The following is a 16,589-nucleotide window of genomic DNA, read 5'->3' on the forward strand; positions in this document are numbered from 1 at the left end:
TGTCCAAAAACAGGCCGGTGAAAGGAGTTTCTTATGGATTACAAAAAATTAGGATATGATTTACTCCCGTTAGTAGGCGGAGTGGATAATATCAGCAAACTGACTCATTGCGCAACCAGGCTTCGTTTTGAGTTCTGTGACCGAAGCAAGGTTGACAAAGCTGCAATCGAAAATACCCTTGGCGTTATCAGCGTGGTAGAAAAGGGGGGCCAGTTTCAGGTAGTTGTGGGAAATGATGTGCCGGTTACCTATCGGGTACTGATCAATGAAATGGGCGGGACTGCAGCAAAATCCTCTTCCGGCTCCTCTTCCGATGACGAGAAAGAAAAAACTGGAATCATTACGAATATCATCAGTGCGATTTCAACTACATTCACACCTGTCATCCCAGCTCTTATTGGAGGCGGTATGATCAAGGCTGTATTGTCGCTCCTTGTGCTTTGCGGCCTGGATGACAGCAGTTCTACCTATGCAGTTTTAAATCTGATTTCTGATGCAGCATTCTATTTCATGCCTGTTCTTCTAGCATACGGTGCGGCAATTAAATTTGAATGCAACCCGGTTCTTGCAATGACATTGGCATGTGCCCTCCTTCATCCTACATGGTCGGGCATGGTTTCTGCCGGTGAAGGAGTTGACTTTTTTTACATTCCAGTACATCTGGTAGATTACTCCTATTCTGTAATTCCGATTATATTGAGTGTATGGCTGATGTCATATGTGGAAAAATTTGCGGAGAAGTACACGCCATCCATTATCAAGTTTTTCCTGAAACCGCTGATTATTTTATTTATTTCGGTTCCGATTGCACTTGTGATTGTAGGCCCGCTTGGAAGCTTCTTGAATTCTGTGATTGAAGCCGGCGCCAATATCATTAATGCAAAAGCAAGCTGGCTTCTTCCCATGCTGATGGGCGCATTACAGCCGTTCCTGGTACTGACGGGTACTGCCTGGGCCATGACCCCCATTGCTACCGTTCAGATATCTTCTCTAGGTTATGAGATCGTCAATGGGCCAGGTATGCTGGCATCCAACATTGCACAGGGCGGCGCAACCCTTGCAGTCGCATTAAAAACAAAGAATAGTCAGTTAAAACAGCTGGCAAGCTCTTCAGGCTTTACTGCGGTTATGGGTATTACCGAGCCATGTCTCTATGGTGTTTTGCTTCGCTTAAAGAAGCCGCTCATTGCGTCCATGATTGGCGGCGGTATCGGCGGCATCTATGCAGGTATTTCCGGATTGGTGCGCTACGCATTCGTCTCTCCGGGCCTTGCAGCGCTTCCGGCTTTCATTGGCGCAAATCCAATGAATATTGTACACGCAGTCATTACCTGCATTATTTCTTTTGCGGCAGCCTTTGCGGCAGCATGGGTTCTGGGATTTGATGAGCCGGCAGATCCGGATCAAGCAAAAAAAGAAACGAAGCCGTCCGAAAAACCAGGTTCCAAGGCTGCAGCCGTGTCTGCGCCTGTCAGTGGGATATGCATTCCGCTTTCAGAGGTAAACGATGCCGTATTTTCACAGAAAATTCTTGGGGATGGGGCTGCGATTATTCCGTCGGAAGGAAAAGTCTATGCACCGGTAAATGGTACGGTCTCAACTGTATTTGACACCAAACATGCCATTGGACTGCTCAGCGAAGACGGGGTAGAGTTGTTAATCCATATTGGAATTGACACGGTAAATCTGGAGGGAAAGTATTTTACCGCGCATGTGGAGTCAGGGCAGAAAATTAAAAAAGGAGATTTGCTGGTTTCCTTTGATCAGGAGATGATTCGGAAGGCGGGATATGACACAGTAACTCCGGTTCTGATTACAAATACAGCAGAGTTTCATTCGATTCATACAGATGCCAGCGGCAATGTGAAGGCTGGTGATGTCCTCTTAACCGTCCGGTAACTGCATGAAAGGAGTTTGAATATGCGTTATTCTAAATTAAATGATTTTCCGGATCACTTTCTCTGGGGAGCATCCTCTTCTGCCTATCAGGCAGAGGGGGCCTGGAATGAGGATGGAAAGAGCCCGTCTATCATAGATATGTATGAGCATCCAAAAGAATATGCAGATTTTAAGACAGCAAGTGATCATTATCACAGATATAAAGAAGATATCCGGCTATTTGCAGAAATGGGACTGAAGGCCTATCGGTTTTCCATTGCCTGGACACGGATTATTCCCGATGGGACAGGGGAGATAAATCCTGCTGGAATTGCTCATTACCGGGATGTAATCCAAGAATGCCGCAGATATCACATAGAGCCTATTGTCACGATGTATCATTTTGATTTGCCTTATTGCCTGGAGGAAAAAGGCGGTTGGAGCAGCCGGGAGACCATTGATGCTTTTGAAGCTTACGCAAAAGTGCTGTTTACCCATTTTGGAAATGATGTGACGTATTGGCTTACGATTAACGAACAAAATACAATGATTCTGCATCCGGGAGCTATCGGCCTGCCAAAAGGCGGGACACTTCCTTCCAAAAAAGAGTTATACCAGCAAAATCATCATCTGATGCTGGCACAGGCGAAGGCCATGAAGCTGTGCCACAAGCTTTGTCCAAGGGGGAAGATTGGCCCGGCGCTGAATCTAACGGCAATGTATCCGGAAACCTGCAATCCCAGCGATTCCATTGCAGCCCATAATTGGGAGGTTCTCCGCTGCTGGAATTTTGCAGATGTTCCGGTATTCGGCTGGTATCATCCACTGGCTTGGAGCTATCTGGTACATCGGGAGATGGAGCCGGAAATTGCACCAGGAGATCGTGAGATTCTTATGGGTGCAGATCCTGATTTTATTGCAATGAATTATTATTCCACGGCAACCATTGCCGCAAGCAGAGGAGACAGTACCGATGTGTCCGCAAGAGCCGGAGATCAACAGATCATGCTGGGTGAAGAAGGAGTTTACCGCGCTGCAGATAATCCTTTTGTTTCCAAGACAAAATACGGATGGGTGATTGATCCGGAAGGCTTCCGGTATACTCTTCGAAAAGTATACGAGCGGTATCGTCTTCCTATCCTGATTACAGAAAACGGGATCGGAGCGCCTGATCGGCTGGAAAACGGGCAGATCCATGATGATTATCGAATTGAATTTATCCGCCGGCATCTCCATGCAATGCGTCTGGCAATTACGGATGGGGTCGAGATGCTTGGCTATTGCCCATGGGCGGCTCTTGACGTGGTCAGTACCCATCAAGGTTATCAAAAGAGATATGGCTTCATTTATGTGGATCGCGATGAGTTTGACCTAAAAGAGATGAAACGAATTAAGAAGGACAGCTTCTTTTGGTATCAAAAGATCATTGAAGAAAACGGAAATTCCTTGTAAAATGGGAATAAAATAAAAGAGGATTGTGTCATGAGGGTACTGAAAATACTGAACAATAACTATTTGCTGGTAGAAGATGAGAATGGCCGGGAGCAGATTGTTATGGGAAAAGGTCTGCGTTTTTGCAATGAAGCCGGAAAAGAGTTAAAAGGCGGAAATATCCAAAAAGTTTTTCTTCTAAAGGATAAAAAAGCCGTCCGCGATTGGGAACAGATGCTGGAAAACGTACCAGAGTCCTATGCCGAAGCCATTCATCTGGCTATCAGCCTGGCTGACGAGGCGATGCCGGGAACAATTAGTGAGCAGGTTTTTATTACCCTGTTTGACCACCTGGTTTTTGCACTGGAACGCCTGGAAAAACATGTTGTACTGCAAAATCGGCTTTTGTGGGAGGTTCGTCAGTTTTACCAAAAGGAATTTTCACTGGGAATGAAGATGATTCATTATTTAAATCAAAAGCTTGGCGTCGAATTACCGGAGGAGGAGGCAGGCAATATTGCGTTCCATTTGGTCAATGCCCAGACGGAAAATCCTGATATGGAACGCACCATGCTGGCAGTACGGATGCTAAAAGATATCTCAAATATTGTGTGCTTTACTTTTCCCGGGAAAATCAAAACTGACTCCATCCACTATTCCCGTTTTGTCACACACATCCAGTTTTTTCTGCAGCGTGTCTTGGAACATAAAATGCTTTCCGGCAATGATCTGGCCATATTTGAGCAGATTGTTGTCCAGTCGCCGGAGAGTTATAGCTGTGCAAACAAGATCGGCAATTACATCAAAGGTTCTTTAGAGGTGGATATCTCACGGGAGGAATTGCTATACTTAACCATTCATATTTCCAGGATCATTATGTAGAGGGGGGAGAGTGTCCCCTTGTTCACTGAGGGTATGTCCAACATATGGCGAACTGGCAGGAGTAAATAATTGTGTGATTTGATAAAGAGAGGGCAGCCGGAACATGATTTTTCTGGCTGCCCTCTCTTTGCGTACTGTTTAATTCTCCCCAAATACCTGCTTTTTCAGCCGAAGCCCTGTAGGCGTTGCAGCCAGGCCGGCCTGGGAGGTTTCCTTTAAGGAACAGGGAAGCATATCCCCAACCTGACGCATGGCAAGCACACACTCGTCCGCCGGAATCTTGCTCTCTATGCCTGCAAGAGCCATCTCTGCGGAGGTAAAGGCGATAGCAATCCCGGATACGTTCCGCTTAATACAGGGAATCTCCACAAGCCCGGCTACCGGATCGCATACCAGGCCAAGCTGATTTTTAATAGCCATAGCACAGGCATGGGCAGCCTGCCAGGGCGTTCCGCCGGAGAGCTCCACCAAAGCAGCGGCGGCCATCGCAGAGGCCGAGCCGCATTCTGCCTGGCATCCGCCCTGGGCGCCGGCAATGGAAGCATTGTGAGCAATCACCATTCCGATAGCTCCGGCTGTAAAAAGCGCCATCACAGCAGCGTGCTCATCGCAGCGTCCTTCCTCCAGCATGGAAACTACGGTGCCGGGCAGGATACCGCAGGAACCGGCGGTGGGAGAGGCCACAATCTTTCCCATAGCCGCATTATATTCTGACACAGCAATGGCCCGGGCTATTGCGTGATTCAAAAAGTTCCCCGTAATTCCTCCTGTACCGGCGTAAGCTTCCATCTTTGCCCCGTCGCCTCCGGTAAGGCCGGAGGTGGAGCGAAGCTTTGGATTCTTCCCCTCCTTTACGGCCTCCTGCATGACATGAAGGCTTTCCTTCATACGTTCATAGAGATCTTCCTCAGGGATCTCCATCTGCTCCGCCTGGTCGGAGAGCGCCAGAGCGGAAATGGTTATTTGCTTCTGTTCTGCGGCCTCGCAGATAGCCGCAATGGAATCATAGTTCAACATATATTTACTCCTTAGCTTATAGACAAATAAGCTCCATGGTATCGTTAAATTGCCCGAATCAAAATGACGTTGATAATATTGGGAAGAATACGCAGGCTTTGAATCAGGGTTTCCTCCACATCCCCGTCTACTTCAATGGTCATAACTGCCTCGCCGCCTTTTTTCGGCCTGGTCAGACGGAAGTTGCCGATATTGGTTCCCGAATAAGCCATAAAATTTGTCACAGCAGCAATGGTTCCCGGCCTGTCATAGTGAAGCACCATCAGCGTGTTATACTGGCCGGTAAAGGAAACTTCCATTCCGTTGATTTCCGTAACCAGAATGTTGCCGCCGCCGATGCTGGCTCCCTGTACCACACACTCGGCTCCGTGCCCGCCTTTCAGATGAATCCGTGCCGTATTGGGATGTGCGCCGGGAATATCCTCCGCCCTGAAGGAATAAGAAAGCCCTTCCTCATCTGCAAGGGTTAAAGAACGGCGGATGCGCTCGTCATAAGAATGCATTCCCATAATCCCGGCAATCAGCGCCTTGTCCGTGCCGTGCCCCCGATAGGTCTGTGCAAAGGAGCCGGACAGACGGATATCGGCCCAGACGGCCTTTTCCTCCAGTATCTTCCAGGCCACACGCCCCAGGCGCACGGCTCCGGCCGTATGGGAGCTGGATGGGCCGATCATAACAGGGCCTATAATGTCAAATACGTTCATAATATTTTCCTCTTTTTATTTCTTAATCCATTTTTCATAAATGGTATTTACAATGATACCGATGGCGTTGTCCCCGGATACATTACAAGCAGTTCCAAAGGAGTCCTGGGTGATATAGAGGGCCACCATAATGGCGCAGATAGGCCCGTCCGGGTTGCCTGCCTCCGCACCGAAAATCATATAGAGAAATGGCAGGGCCGTCATAATCGAGCCGCCCGGAGCGCCGGGAGAAGCCACCATAGCGATTCCCAGTGTCATAATAAAGGGAATCACCGTCCCAAGGCTGATGGGAAGCTGATTCATCAGGCAGACGGCCGTGGCGCAGGCTGTTATGGTAATCATAGAGCCTGCCATATGGATATTGGCGCACAAAGGAACCACGAAATTGCGGATCTGTTCGGACACGCCGTCATTTTTGGCGCATTCCAGGTTGACGGGAATCGTAGCCGCAGAGGACTGGGTGCCCAGTGCGGTGGTATAGCCGGGAATCTGGTTTTTGATGAGGACAACCGGATTTTTCTTGCTGACGGTTCCGGCAATGATGAACTGAATGGTGATGCAGATGAGGTGCATAAGGATCACCACCAGGAACACCTTCCATAAAATACTTAAGATTGCAAAGGTTTTTCCCGACTTGGTCATATCGGTAAAGGTTCCGCAGATATAAAGGGGCAGCAGGGGAATAATAACCGTGTGGAGCACCTTGTCAATGACACTGGAAAAATCCTTCATGCCGTTGTAAAGGCTGCTTCCCATCTCCTTACCCTTCATGGTGGACAGGCACAGGCCGAGGACAAAGGCGAGGGCGACTGCGGACAGGGTGTCCAGCAGGGGCTGAAGCTGAATGCTGAAATAGGAGCTTAAGGAATTGTCAGCCGTTGCCGCAATCTGCTCCATGGCCTCCGGGCTCATAAAGCTTGGGAACAATCCGCTTGCAACCAGATAAGAGCAGGTTCCGGCGATAAGAGTGGAGCCGTAGGCAAGGCCGACGGTAATGATAAGCAGCTTCCCGGCCCCCTGGCTCAGATCCGCAATTCCCATGGTCACATAGGCGACAATCATCAGCGGAATAATAAATTTCAAAAAGGTACTGAACAGACCGGAGGCAGTCACAACTACCCGGCAGATGCTTTCCGGCAGGAACTGCCCAAACAAAATACCAAGAATAATGGCGATGATGAGCTTTGGCACAAGGCCCAGTTTTTTCTTTTCCATGATACATCCCTCCATAAGAAAAATTTTTTGCGCCCCCTTTTCCAGTACAAAATAAGCGGTGGAAAGCAAGCATATCTTGTCCGTCCCGAAAGGAGAAGTGTCTTTTTTACAAATACAAAATGCGATAAATGTATCTGTATGAAATACAATTATAGAATACCTTTTTATTGGGGAAAAAGCAAGGGGGTGCGGTAAATTTACTGGGGCAAATACCTATTTATATTAAAAGTGAAATACTAGAACCTTAAAACGAAAAAAGTGTAAAGCCCTTGAACTTTCAATGGACTTTACACCTTGATTTGTGTGGTATTTATAAAATTCTGCTTATTAAAGTGTCAGATCCTCAACATTTACGCCCATGCTGGATAACTTAGCGGTAACAATCCTAATTTGATAATCAAGTTCAGAATTTTCAGTGTTACCATTTGCTTTTTTTATACGCTGCAAATCTGTATACTTGTCAATGGTTACTGTAATAAGTTCTTTTTCAGTCACTTCTTGCAGCATCCTTTCACCGCCTTTGAATTGCTGATTTTTATTGCTACAACCTTATTATAGCGGATTAAGTGAAAAGTGTAAAGCCTATTCAATTTTTAAGACACCATAACACATGAATGTGTTTAACCAGGAGTCCTATTTGGATGGAATATAGCATAGATTTAAGCAGTATTCAAAATGTATTCCTTCATGTGTTTGCAGCGGCTGCGGCAAATTTGCTCGAAAACCTTGAAATCTTTAAAAAAAGTGATTAGAATAGAAAGAGTTCTTAAAAAGACGGAACTGGAAACAGTAATATCCCTCAAAGTGCACAAATCAATTTACAGACGCATGTTTTCTGCGGCTGGAAATTGATTTCATATCTTGTGTACTTTGAGGGATATTACGGAACTTTAAATTAGGAGAAAAAAATTATGAGCAAAATCGACGAAATCCGTGCAGAAATGATGAAAGCCATGAAAAATAAGGAAAAGGACCGAAAGGAGACGCTTTCCATGCTTCTGGCAGCCCTGAAAAACAAAGCCATCGACAAGCGGGCAGACCTCACCCCGGAAGAAGAGTATGAGGTTATCAAAAAAGAAATCAAGCAGACCAAAGAAACCATGGACTTAGCGCCGGCAGACAGAACCGACATTATTGACCAGTGCAAGGCGCGCCTGGCCGTTCTCTTTGAATTCGCTCCAGAGGAAATGAGCGAGGAGGCCATCCGTGCGGTTATAAAGGAGGTCATGGAAGCCTTGGGAATCATGGAGCCTTCTGCAAAAGACAAGGGAAAAATTATGAAGGAGCTCATGCCCCGGGTAAAGGGAAAGGCTGACGGCTCCCTGGTAAATAAATTAGTAGGAGAGATCCTTGCGTAGGCGGGCGCTCCTGCCGTGCTTTGTCTTAGCGGCTGTATTGTACGGCTGCCAAGGAGGGGCAGGAGACGATACAGGAGAAGTGTCCGTCCCGGAAGTACAGCAGGCGGAAGAAAGCGGCAATGAAAACAGTCCTGCAGAAGAACAGCAGGCCTCTGTGATAACAGGAACCGAACCCGGCGCAGTATTGGGAGAGGAAGAGGTTATTCTTATGCAGGAGGGAGAGACTGTCCCTGTTGCCTACAGCAGAATTCAAGGGATGGAAGGGTTTACCATAGCCTACGATCCGGAAAGCTTTACCATGGAAGCTTCGGAACAGGAGCTGTGCTTTTATGCAGATTCCTACGGGCCTGATTCAGAGACGCCGGTATTTGTTAAAATTTCGGAGTCAGAGGGCGCGTCAGCAGAAAGCCTTGCAGAGCAATACACAGTCGACAGCAATGAAGAATGCCTGGTAGAAGAGGTCACCATAGGCGAAGGCGAATATCCGGCTATCTGGGTCAGCTATGCCGAGGGCACAGACAGTAACAGCCGGACCTGCGACCTCTATATTTTCCGATACAATGAAAAATTGTATACGGTGCAGATGGACTGCTTTGTGGAAGCCTATGAAGGAATGGGGGCAGCGCAGGAGAGCATTTTGTCTACCCTGCGGTTTGACGAAGGGTAGGAGCGCCGCAGCTTTACCCTTTAGTGCTGTCGCACAGCGACTTTTAATAGGAGGTAAAGCTGCAAAGGCGCACGAGAGGAACTTTTATGAGTGTTTTTTCGAATAAAAGTTTCTCTCACTACCAGTGTGACGAAGCAGCTTTACCCTTTAGCGCTGTCGCGCAGCGACTTTTAATAAAAGAACAAATGCATTTAGAAGGAATCAATTGACATGAACTCACGACAGATAAGACAATCCTTGATATTATTATTAACCGCTGTTATCTGGGGGGTGGCTTTTGTAGCCCAGAGCGTAGGTATGGACTACGTAGGGCCTTTTACATTTATCTGCGCCCGCTCCCTGATCGGCGGCCTGGTACTGCTTCCGTGCATTACTTTGCTGGATCGCTTAAATGGACAGCAGAAAAAAAGCACAGACAGGAAAAAGCTGCTCCTGGGGGGCATTTGCTGCGGTCTTGCCCTCTGTACCGCAAGCTGCTTTCAGCAGTTCGGCATTCTGTATACAAGCGTGGGAAAGGCCGGATTCCTTACGGCCTTTTATATCATCATTGTCCCCATTTTAGGGCTCTTTTTCGGTAAAAAATGCGGCTCCTTTGTGTGGATAGGTGTGCTCCTTGCACTGGCAGGCCTGTATTTTCTCTGCATGACAGAAAGCCTGCGCCTTGGAAATGGAGACATTCTGGTGTTTATCTGCGCTTGTCTTTTTTCCGTACATATCCTGGTGATTGATTACTTTACCCAGTACGTAGACGGCGTAAAGATGTCCTGCATCCAGTTTTTTGTCTGCGCAGCAGTATCAGGCGCTGCCATGCTTATTTTCGAAAGGCCGGAGCCGGCGCAGCTTCTTGCTGCCTGGAAGCCTGTTCTTTATGCGGGCGTGCTCTCAAGCGGAGCTGGTTATACCCTGCAGATTGTAGGCCAGAAGGACATGAATCCCACCGTAGCCTCCCTTATCCTAAGTCTGGAATCCGTGGTATCGGTACTGGCCGGCATGCTGTTTTTAAATCAGCATCTGTCGAGCCGGGAGCTTTTTGGCTGCGTCCTTATGTTTGCCGCAATTATTCTGGCCCAGCTTCCGCAGAAAGAAAAAAAGGAATAAAAATGGCCTTATCCTTTCTTCCGTGTCAAGAAAATTCCAATGGCTGCACCAATCAGGATAAACGGTGAAATCCTGACAAACAGCCATTCAAATGAGTGGACAGCCACTCCGAGAACAGCAGTTTCAGGATCACCATAATCCCAACCCAGGTAAGGACTTTCCAACGCCAGAAAGATTGCAAAAACTGCCGTTGTAACCACAAACAATGAGATAAGAAGCCAATGCAGAATTCTCTTCCTTGTGATTTTTCTTTGTGCAAGCTGCAGGTTTATCACCTCCAGTTTTGCGGAAATCGCCTTTAAGTCATCTGCTTCCGGCACAATGACATTTTCGCCCAGCAGCGTGCTCACAGGTGTTTCCAGGGCCTCCGATATGGAGAGCAGCATATCGGAATCAGGGACTGACAAACCTTGTTCCCACTTTGAGATCGTCTGCCGCACCACATTCAGCTTGACAGCAAGCTCCTGCTGCGAAAGACCTTTCGACTTCCTGACTGCTTTCAGATTTTCATTAAGCATTCGTAATAGCCTCCTTTCTTACAGCCGTTACAGCTGTTACCGCTATTGTAGGCAGAACCGCCCGTTGCCGCAAGCAACGCGTTTTAACATTCAAGAAAAACAACCTTCCCTGAACAAGAAAAACCGCGTGTTCTTTTGTTCACAAAGTATCCCCTTTTCATGAAACTGCGATACAAAAATCATTATAATAAAATTACCCTGACAGGTAAACAAAAAACAAAAGTCAAGAAGTACAAGAATGGCTGGACAGACAAATCGAGCGTTATAAAAAATGGGGTTTCGGTCTATGGGCAGTCATTCAAAAAGAAACCGGCGGGCTCATCGGCCAATGCGGCCTCACCTGGCAGCCCTGGAAAGAACAAAAAGTCCTCGAGATAGGCTACCTATTCCAGCGCGCCCACTGGCACAAAGGCTACGCCGTCGAAGCAGCAAAAGCCTGCAAAAAATACGCCTTCGAAGTTCTAAAAGCCCCCGAAGTCTGCTCCATCATCCGAAACACAAACATCCCATCCCAAAAAGCCGCCCTCCGGATCGGAATGCGCCCAGCCGACAGCTGGATCAAACACTACAAAGGCATAGCCATGCCCCACGACCGCTACATAGTCCTCCGCAAATAACATCCCAAAAAATCCCCCCACATATTGAATTTCCCCCCTCAATCCACTATAATAAAACAAGACCAACCAAAAAGGACAACCACAACAATGAAACTACTATTTATATCCCTCGGCTGCGACAAAAACCTCGTAGATTCCGAGCAAATGCTGGGCCTCTTAGAAAAAGAAGGCCACACCTTCACCGACGACGAGACCGAAGCCGAAGTCATAATCATTAACACCTGCTGCTTCATAAACGATGCCAAGGAAGAAAGCATCAACACCATACTCGAGATGGCCGAATACCGGAAAACCGGCCCATGCAGAGCCCTCATTGTCACAGGATGCCTGGCGCAGCGCTACAGCCGGGAAATCACAGAAGAGATCCCCGAAGTAGATGCCGTCATAGGCACCACCGCCTACGATGCGCTCCCAGAGATCCTGGAAAAAGCCTTAAAAGGCCAGAAAGAACAAAAGCTCGAAAGTTTAAACCGCCTGGTAAGGCCAAAGGCAGGCCGCCAGCTTACCACCGGCGGCCACTACGCACATCTGAAGATAGCCGAAGGCTGCGACAAGCACTGCACCTACTGCATCATCCCAAGGATACGCGGCCCTTATCGAAGCGTTCCCATGGAAGAGCTTCTTAAGGAAGCGGCGGATCTGGCGGGGCAAGGCGTAAAAGAACTCATCCTGGTAGCCCAGGAAACCACGCTCTACGGTTTAGACCTCTACGGAGAAAAACGTCTCCCGGCTTTATTAAGAGAGCTGTGCAGGATCAAGGGCCTGCGCTGGATACGTCTCCAATACTGCTATCCGGAGGAAATCACAAAAGAGCTTATCCAGGTATTACAAGAAGAGCCAAAGCTCTGCCGCTATCTGGATCTGCCCATCCAACACGCCTCCGATCCCATCCTGAAGCGCATGGGAAGAAGAACAACAAGAGCCGATTTGGAGCAGATCATCGCCGATCTCAGAGAAGCCCTCCCCGACATCTGCCTTAGAACCACGCTCATCACCGGATTTCCCGGAGAGACAGAGGAAGATCACAGAGAACTCATGTCCTTCATAGACACCTGCGAATTTGACCGCCTCGGCGTATTCACTTACTCCCAGGAAGAGGACACTCCGGCCGCACAGATGCCGGGGCAGATTGACGAGGAAGTAAAAGAGAACCGCCAGGCCGAGCTGATGGAGCTTCAGCAGGAGATAGCCTTTGAGAAAGCGGAAGCCATGAAAGGCCGGGAGCTTGAGGTTCTGATCGAAGGCCGGGTATCCGGGGAAAATGCCTATGTAGGCCGCACCTACCGGGACGCTCCCGATGTAGACGGCTATATTTTCATCAACACGGAGGAAACACTGATGAGCGGAGACTTCGCAAAAGTCCGCGTCACAGGAGCCTGCGAATACGATTTGATAGGAGAGCTTATATGAATCTGCCAAACAAACTAACCGTCCTGCGCATACTGTTAATCCCCTTTTTCGTCCTCTTTCTGCTGACGGATCTGGGCGGCAGTTATGGAAAGTATTACGCCCTGGCTATTTTTATCATTGCAAGCCTTACAGACCTCCTGGACGGAAAAATCGCCCGAAAGTACAACCTGGTCACCAACTTCGGAAAATTCATGGATCCCTTGGCAGACAAGCTGCTGGTCTGCTCCGCCATGATCTGTCTGGTAGAGCTGAAGCGGCTGGCCGCCTGGATTGTCATTGTAATTATTGCCCGTGAATTCATTATCAGCGGATTTCGCCTGGTAGCTTCGGATAATGGAGTGGTAATTGCGGCAAGCTATTGGGGAAAGTTTAAAACAACCTTTCAGATGCTGATGATTATACTGCTGATTCTGGATCTGGGAGAGACATTTGCAATCGTAGAAACCATTGTAGTCTGGACGGCCCTCATATTGACGGTGATTTCCCTTGTGGATTACCTGGTAAAAAATAAGGGCGTATTATTGGAAGGAGACATCTGACATGATAGTAGAACTGATTTCCGTAGGAACCGAGATACTGTTGGGAAATATCGTGAACACCAACGCCGCTTATCTCTCAGAGAAATGTGCGCAGCTTGGCCTTTCCCTCTATTACCAGACTGTAGTGGGGGACAATCCCGACCGCCTGGAGGAAACACTGAAGCTGGCCCTGGAACGTTCCGACATTGTCATCTTAGGAGGCGGCTTAGGCCCCACCAAGGATGACTTGACAAAAGAAGCGGCAGCCAGGGTTCTTGGAAAAAAGCTGGTGGAGGATCCCCGCAGCCGGGAGATGATTCAAAAGTTCTTTGATACCAGAGGCATCAAAGAGATCACAGACAACAACTGGAAGCAGGCCCTTGTCCCCGAGGGAGCCATCGTAGTAGACAACGACAACGGAACCGCCCCTGGGCTCATTCTGGAGGAGGGAGAAAAAACGCTTATCCTTCTGCCGGGACCTCCAGGAGAGATGAAGCCCATGTTCGAAAAGGACATTTTCCCCTATCTCAATCAGAAACAGCCGGAGATTATCGTGTCCGAGATGATCAAGATCTGCGGCATGGGAGAGAGCCGGGTGGAGACGATGATAGCGGATCTCATAGAAAAGCAGACCAATCCCACCATAGCCACCTATGCCAAGATTGGAGAAGTCCATCTGCGGCTCACCGCCAAGGCGGCAGACGAGGCGGCAGCCAGGAAGCTGATGAAGCCCGTCATCCGGGAGCTGAAGGTGCGCTTCGGCGGCAGCATCTACACTACAAACGAGAAGATGACCCTGGAGGAATCCGTAGTCCAGCTTTTAAAGGAGCAGGATCTGACGCTGACGACCGTAGAATCCTGTACCGGAGGCCTCTTTACCGGACGTCTGGTGAATGTCCAGGGAGCTTCCGAGGTATTAAAGCAGGGCTTTATCACCTACTCCAACAAGGCAAAGCGCAAGCTTATCGGAGTTAAAAAGCTGACCCTGAAGGAATTCGGCGCAGTCAGTGATAAGACAGCGAAGGAAATGGCAAAGGGCGCCATTCTGACCACAGGTTCCGACGTGGCCGTATCCATCACCGGAATCGCAGGGCCCGACGGAGGTACAAAGGAAAAGCCCGTGGGTCTTGTCTACATCGCCGTGTCCGTCAAGGGAAATATGCGGGTAGAGGAATATCATTTTACAGGAAACCGCATGAAGATTCGGGAGAGCGCTGTTGTTGCGGCTCTGACCCTTCTGCGCACCAGCATATTAGAGACCATCAAATTTTAAGGAGCAAAAATTCATGCCGGAACAGAAGAAAACCATACGGATAAAATATTTTACAGATAAAATTGAACGGCTTCAATACATCGGAGGAAAATCCGACTGGATCGATCTGAGAGCCGCCGAGGAAGTGTCCATGAAGGCCGGAGAGTTCCGGCTGATTCCTCTTGGCATTGCCATGGAGCTGCCCAAAGGCTGGGAGGCCCATGTGGTGCCGAGAAGCAGCACCTTTAAGAGCTTTGGAATTATTCAGACTAACAGTATGGGAGTCATAGACGAAACCTACTGCGGCGACAACGATCAATGGTTTATGCCGGCCTATGCCCTTCGGGACACCCAGATCCATGTAAACGATCGGATCTGCCAGTTCCGCATAGTGGAGCATCAGCCGGAACTATCCTTTGAAGAAACCGACGTCCTGTTAAACAAAGACCGGGGCGGATTCGGCAGTACCGGAAAGGCGTGAGAATATGCAGATAATAACCTTTGCAGCAATTGATATTGGTTCCTATGAGGTGGGAATGAAGATTTTGGAGCTGGTTCCCAAGAGCGGCATCCGGGAGATAGACTACATCCGCCACGGCATTGAACTGGGCCGGGATGCCTACAACAAGGGGAAGATCAGCAATGAAATGTTAGAGGAGCTATGCCGGGTGCTTGAGGACTTTACCCGGATTATGAAGGAGTACCAGGTAGACGACTACCGGGCCTGCGCCACCAGCGCCATCCGGGAGACCAGCAACTGTCTCTTGATTCTGGACAAAATACGTGTGCGCACCGGCCTTGACGTCGAGGTCTTAAGCAACTCCGAGCAGCGCTTCTTAGGCTACAAGTCCATCGCTTCCAATGAGGAATCCTTTCAGAAAATCATTCAGAAGGGAACGGCCATCGTGGATGTGGGAGGGGGAAGTATCCAGATCTCCCTCTTTGACAAGGATGCCCTGGTTTCCACCCAGAATATGCGCCTGGGCACCATGCGCATCCGGGAGCGCCTGGCGGAGGTGGAGAGCCGCACCAATCATTTCGGCGATATCATAGAGGAAATGATTAACAACGAGCTGAAAAGCTACAAGCGGCTGTACTTAAAAGATCGAGAGATTAAAAATATGATTTTGGTGGGAGACTATATTACCCAGTTTATGCAGCGCAATGCCATGGAACACAGCCTGATGCTAAGCCGGGAGGAATACGTTCAGCTCTACCAGGAGATTATGACCCGGACACCCCAGGCCATGGTACAGCGTCTGGGCCTTGTTTCGGAAAATGTGTCCCTTATCATGCCGGCGCTGATTATTTACAAACGTCTGATTGAAGAGACGGGAGCGGAAACCATCTGGATTCCGGGCCTGAATCTAAGCGACGGCCTGGCCTACGATTATGCGGAGCGCAAAAAGATCTTCAAGTCCTCCCACAATTTTGAAAATGACATCGTGGAGGCAGCCAAGAACATTGCCAAGCGTTACCAGAGCAACAAAACCCACCTGGCGGGCACGGAATACCTGGCCCTTACCATTTTCGATAAGATGAAGCGGATTCACGGCATGGGAAAACGGGAGCGTCTGCTTCTTCAGATTGCGGTGCTTCTTCACGACTGCGGAAAGTACATCAGCATGAACCGCACGGCGGAGTGCTCCTATGAGATTGTTATGTCCACGGAGATTATCGGACTGTCCCACCGGGAGCGGGAGATTATCGCCAGCGCCATCCGTTTTAATACGGAGGAATTTGCCTCCTTTGAGGAATTTTCCATCGGATCCAGTCTGGATCGGCAGGATTATCTTCTGACCGCCAAGCTGAGCGCAATCTTACGGGTGGCGAATTCTATGGACAGAAGCCACAACCAGAAGTTTAAGAATGTAAAAGTTACTTTAAAAGAGCGGGAGCTTATCGTCGTGGTGGACACGGTGGAGGATATTACTTTAGAGCAGGGGCTTTTTTCCCACAAAGCGGAATTTTTCGAGACAATTTTCAGTATCCGGCCCGTAATCCGGCAGAAAAGGCAGGTGTAG

Annotated in this window: 17 protein-coding genes; 12 read left to right on the plus strand and 5 right to left on the minus strand. The window is 48.7% G+C overall.

All coding sequences use genetic code 11. The annotated features are described in order from the left end of the window. Positions 1 to 33 precede the first annotated feature (33 nt). The 3 genes from VV089_RS05185 to VV089_RS05195 are packed head-to-tail and all read left to right on the plus strand — an operon-like array spanning position 34 to position 4,191. A complete protein-coding gene (locus VV089_RS05185; RefSeq protein WP_334335173.1) occupies positions 34 to 1,899 on the plus strand; it encodes a beta-glucoside-specific PTS transporter subunit IIABC in 1,866 nt (621 codons plus the stop codon). Positions 1,900 to 1,920: 21 nt separating this feature from the next. Further along, entirely contained in the window at positions 1,921 to 3,330 is a 1,410-nt protein-coding gene (locus tag VV089_RS05190) for a glycoside hydrolase family 1 protein (protein ID WP_334335175.1), read from the plus strand. Between the two features lie 30 nt (positions 3,331 to 3,360). After that, complete coding sequence (locus VV089_RS05195) at positions 3,361 to 4,191, plus strand: PRD domain-containing protein (protein ID WP_334335176.1); 831 nt, start codon at positions 3,361 to 3,363, stop codon at positions 4,189 to 4,191. A 138-nt stretch (positions 4,192 to 4,329) separates the two neighbouring features. Here VV089_RS05195 and sdaAA read toward each other — a convergent pair whose 3' ends face one another. From sdaAA to VV089_RS05215, 4 genes are all read right to left on the minus strand, one after another. Beyond that, the gene (gene sdaAA, locus VV089_RS05200) at positions 4,330 to 5,208 is read right to left on the minus strand and encodes an L-serine ammonia-lyase, iron-sulfur-dependent, subunit alpha (protein WP_334335177.1); all 879 of its coding nucleotides are present in this window, start codon (positions 5,206 to 5,208) and stop codon (positions 4,330 to 4,332) included. 44 nt (positions 5,209 to 5,252) lie between these two features. Further along, on the minus strand, positions 5,253 to 5,912 hold the full coding sequence (sdaAB, locus tag VV089_RS05205) for an L-serine ammonia-lyase, iron-sulfur-dependent subunit beta (RefSeq protein ID WP_334335178.1): 660 nt from the start codon (positions 5,910 to 5,912) through the stop codon (positions 5,253 to 5,255). A 15-nt stretch (positions 5,913 to 5,927) separates the two neighbouring features. Beyond that, positions 5,928 to 7,127 (minus strand): dicarboxylate/amino acid:cation symporter, encoded by a 1,200-nt coding sequence (locus tag VV089_RS05210; protein WP_334335179.1) that lies wholly within the window; start codon positions 7,125 to 7,127, stop codon positions 5,928 to 5,930. 327 nt (positions 7,128 to 7,454) lie between these two features. Further along, positions 7,455 to 7,634: a hypothetical protein gene (locus VV089_RS05215; protein ID WP_334335180.1), complete on the minus strand. Its 180-nt coding sequence runs from the start codon at positions 7,632 to 7,634 to the stop codon at positions 7,455 to 7,457. 404 nt (positions 7,635 to 8,038) lie between these two features. Between VV089_RS05215 and VV089_RS05220 the strand changes: the two genes are divergently transcribed. From VV089_RS05220 to VV089_RS05230, 3 genes are all read left to right on the plus strand, one after another. Further along, the gene (locus VV089_RS05220) at positions 8,039 to 8,485 is read left to right on the plus strand and encodes a GatB/YqeY domain-containing protein (protein WP_334335181.1); all 447 of its coding nucleotides are present in this window, start codon (positions 8,039 to 8,041) and stop codon (positions 8,483 to 8,485) included. After that, entirely contained in the window at positions 8,478 to 9,152 is a 675-nt protein-coding gene (locus VV089_RS05225; protein WP_334335182.1) for a hypothetical protein, read from the plus strand. The genes VV089_RS05220 and VV089_RS05225 overlap by 8 nt, the downstream gene beginning before the upstream one ends. Positions 9,153 to 9,362: 210 nt before the next feature. After that, positions 9,363 to 10,250, plus strand: coding sequence for a DMT family transporter (locus VV089_RS05230; protein ID WP_334335183.1), 888 nt, complete (start codon positions 9,363 to 9,365; stop codon positions 10,248 to 10,250). Positions 10,251 to 10,258: 8 nt separating this feature from the next. Here the strand turns inward: VV089_RS05230 and VV089_RS05235 are convergent, their stop codons facing one another. Next, positions 10,259 to 10,768 (minus strand): helix-turn-helix domain-containing protein, encoded by a 510-nt coding sequence (locus tag VV089_RS05235; protein ID WP_334335184.1) that lies wholly within the window; start codon positions 10,766 to 10,768, stop codon positions 10,259 to 10,261. A 254-nt stretch (positions 10,769 to 11,022) separates the two neighbouring features. Between VV089_RS05235 and VV089_RS05240 the strand changes: the two genes are divergently transcribed. From VV089_RS05240 to VV089_RS05265, 6 genes are all read left to right on the plus strand, one after another. Then, positions 11,023 to 11,385, plus strand: coding sequence for a GNAT family N-acetyltransferase (locus VV089_RS05240; RefSeq protein WP_334336213.1), 363 nt, complete (start codon positions 11,023 to 11,025; stop codon positions 11,383 to 11,385). A gap of 87 nt (positions 11,386 to 11,472) precedes the next feature. Then, on the plus strand, positions 11,473 to 12,795 hold the full coding sequence (rimO, locus tag VV089_RS05245) for a 30S ribosomal protein S12 methylthiotransferase RimO (protein ID WP_172543637.1): 1,323 nt from the start codon (positions 11,473 to 11,475) through the stop codon (positions 12,793 to 12,795). Further along, the gene (gene pgsA, locus VV089_RS05250) at positions 12,792 to 13,334 is read left to right on the plus strand and encodes a CDP-diacylglycerol--glycerol-3-phosphate 3-phosphatidyltransferase (RefSeq protein WP_334335185.1); all 543 of its coding nucleotides are present in this window, start codon (positions 12,792 to 12,794) and stop codon (positions 13,332 to 13,334) included. Before rimO ends, pgsA begins: the two co-directional genes overlap by 4 nt. A 1-nt stretch (position 13,335) precedes the next feature. Continuing rightward, positions 13,336 to 14,586 (plus strand): competence/damage-inducible protein A, encoded by a 1,251-nt coding sequence (locus tag VV089_RS05255; RefSeq protein WP_172543274.1) that lies wholly within the window; start codon positions 13,336 to 13,338, stop codon positions 14,584 to 14,586. A 13-nt stretch (positions 14,587 to 14,599) separates the two neighbouring features. Then, entirely contained in the window at positions 14,600 to 15,046 is a 447-nt protein-coding gene (locus VV089_RS05260; protein WP_334335186.1) for a dUTP diphosphatase, read from the plus strand. Between the two features lie 4 nt (positions 15,047 to 15,050). Next, a complete protein-coding gene (locus VV089_RS05265) occupies positions 15,051 to 16,589 on the plus strand; it encodes a Ppx/GppA phosphatase family protein (protein WP_172543276.1) in 1,539 nt (512 codons plus the stop codon).

The organism is Candidatus Merdisoma sp. JLR.KK011, from assembly GCF_036941125.1.
Taxonomy (GTDB): domain Bacteria; phylum Bacillota; class Clostridia; order Lachnospirales; family Lachnospiraceae; genus Laedolimicola.

Excerpts from the sequence above, each read along its gene's own strand:
- VV089_RS05220 (WP_334335181.1), top strand. The coding sequence starts at position 8,039 with ATGAGCAAAATCGACGAAATCCGTGCAGAAATGATGAAAGCCATGAAA.
- VV089_RS05230 (WP_334335183.1), top strand. The coding sequence starts at position 9,363 with ATGAACTCACGACAGATAAGACAATCCTTGATATTATTATTAACCGCT.
- pgsA (WP_334335185.1), top strand. The coding sequence starts at position 12,792 with ATGAATCTGCCAAACAAACTAACCGTCCTGCGCATACTGTTAATCCCC.
- sdaAA (WP_334335177.1), bottom strand. The coding sequence starts at position 5,208 with ATGTTGAACTATGATTCCATTGCGGCTATCTGCGAGGCCGCAGAACAG.
- sdaAB (WP_334335178.1), bottom strand. The coding sequence starts at position 5,912 with ATGAACGTATTTGACATTATAGGCCCTGTTATGATCGGCCCATCCAGC.
- VV089_RS05195 (WP_334335176.1), top strand. The coding sequence starts at position 3,361 with ATGAGGGTACTGAAAATACTGAACAATAACTATTTGCTGGTAGAAGAT.
- VV089_RS05215 (WP_334335180.1), bottom strand. The coding sequence starts at position 7,634 with ATGCTGCAAGAAGTGACTGAAAAAGAACTTATTACAGTAACCATTGAC.
- VV089_RS05185 (WP_334335173.1), top strand. The coding sequence starts at position 34 with ATGGATTACAAAAAATTAGGATATGATTTACTCCCGTTAGTAGGCGGA.
- VV089_RS05190 (WP_334335175.1), top strand. The coding sequence starts at position 1,921 with ATGCGTTATTCTAAATTAAATGATTTTCCGGATCACTTTCTCTGGGGA.
- VV089_RS05210 (WP_334335179.1), bottom strand. The coding sequence starts at position 7,127 with ATGGAAAAGAAAAAACTGGGCCTTGTGCCAAAGCTCATCATCGCCATT.
- VV089_RS05265 (WP_172543276.1), top strand. The coding sequence starts at position 15,051 with ATGCAGATAATAACCTTTGCAGCAATTGATATTGGTTCCTATGAGGTG.
- VV089_RS05235 (WP_334335184.1), bottom strand. The coding sequence starts at position 10,768 with ATGCTTAATGAAAATCTGAAAGCAGTCAGGAAGTCGAAAGGTCTTTCG.
- VV089_RS05260 (WP_334335186.1), top strand. The coding sequence starts at position 14,600 with ATGCCGGAACAGAAGAAAACCATACGGATAAAATATTTTACAGATAAA.
- rimO (WP_172543637.1), top strand. The coding sequence starts at position 11,473 with ATGAAACTACTATTTATATCCCTCGGCTGCGACAAAAACCTCGTAGAT.
- VV089_RS05255 (WP_172543274.1), top strand. The coding sequence starts at position 13,336 with ATGATAGTAGAACTGATTTCCGTAGGAACCGAGATACTGTTGGGAAAT.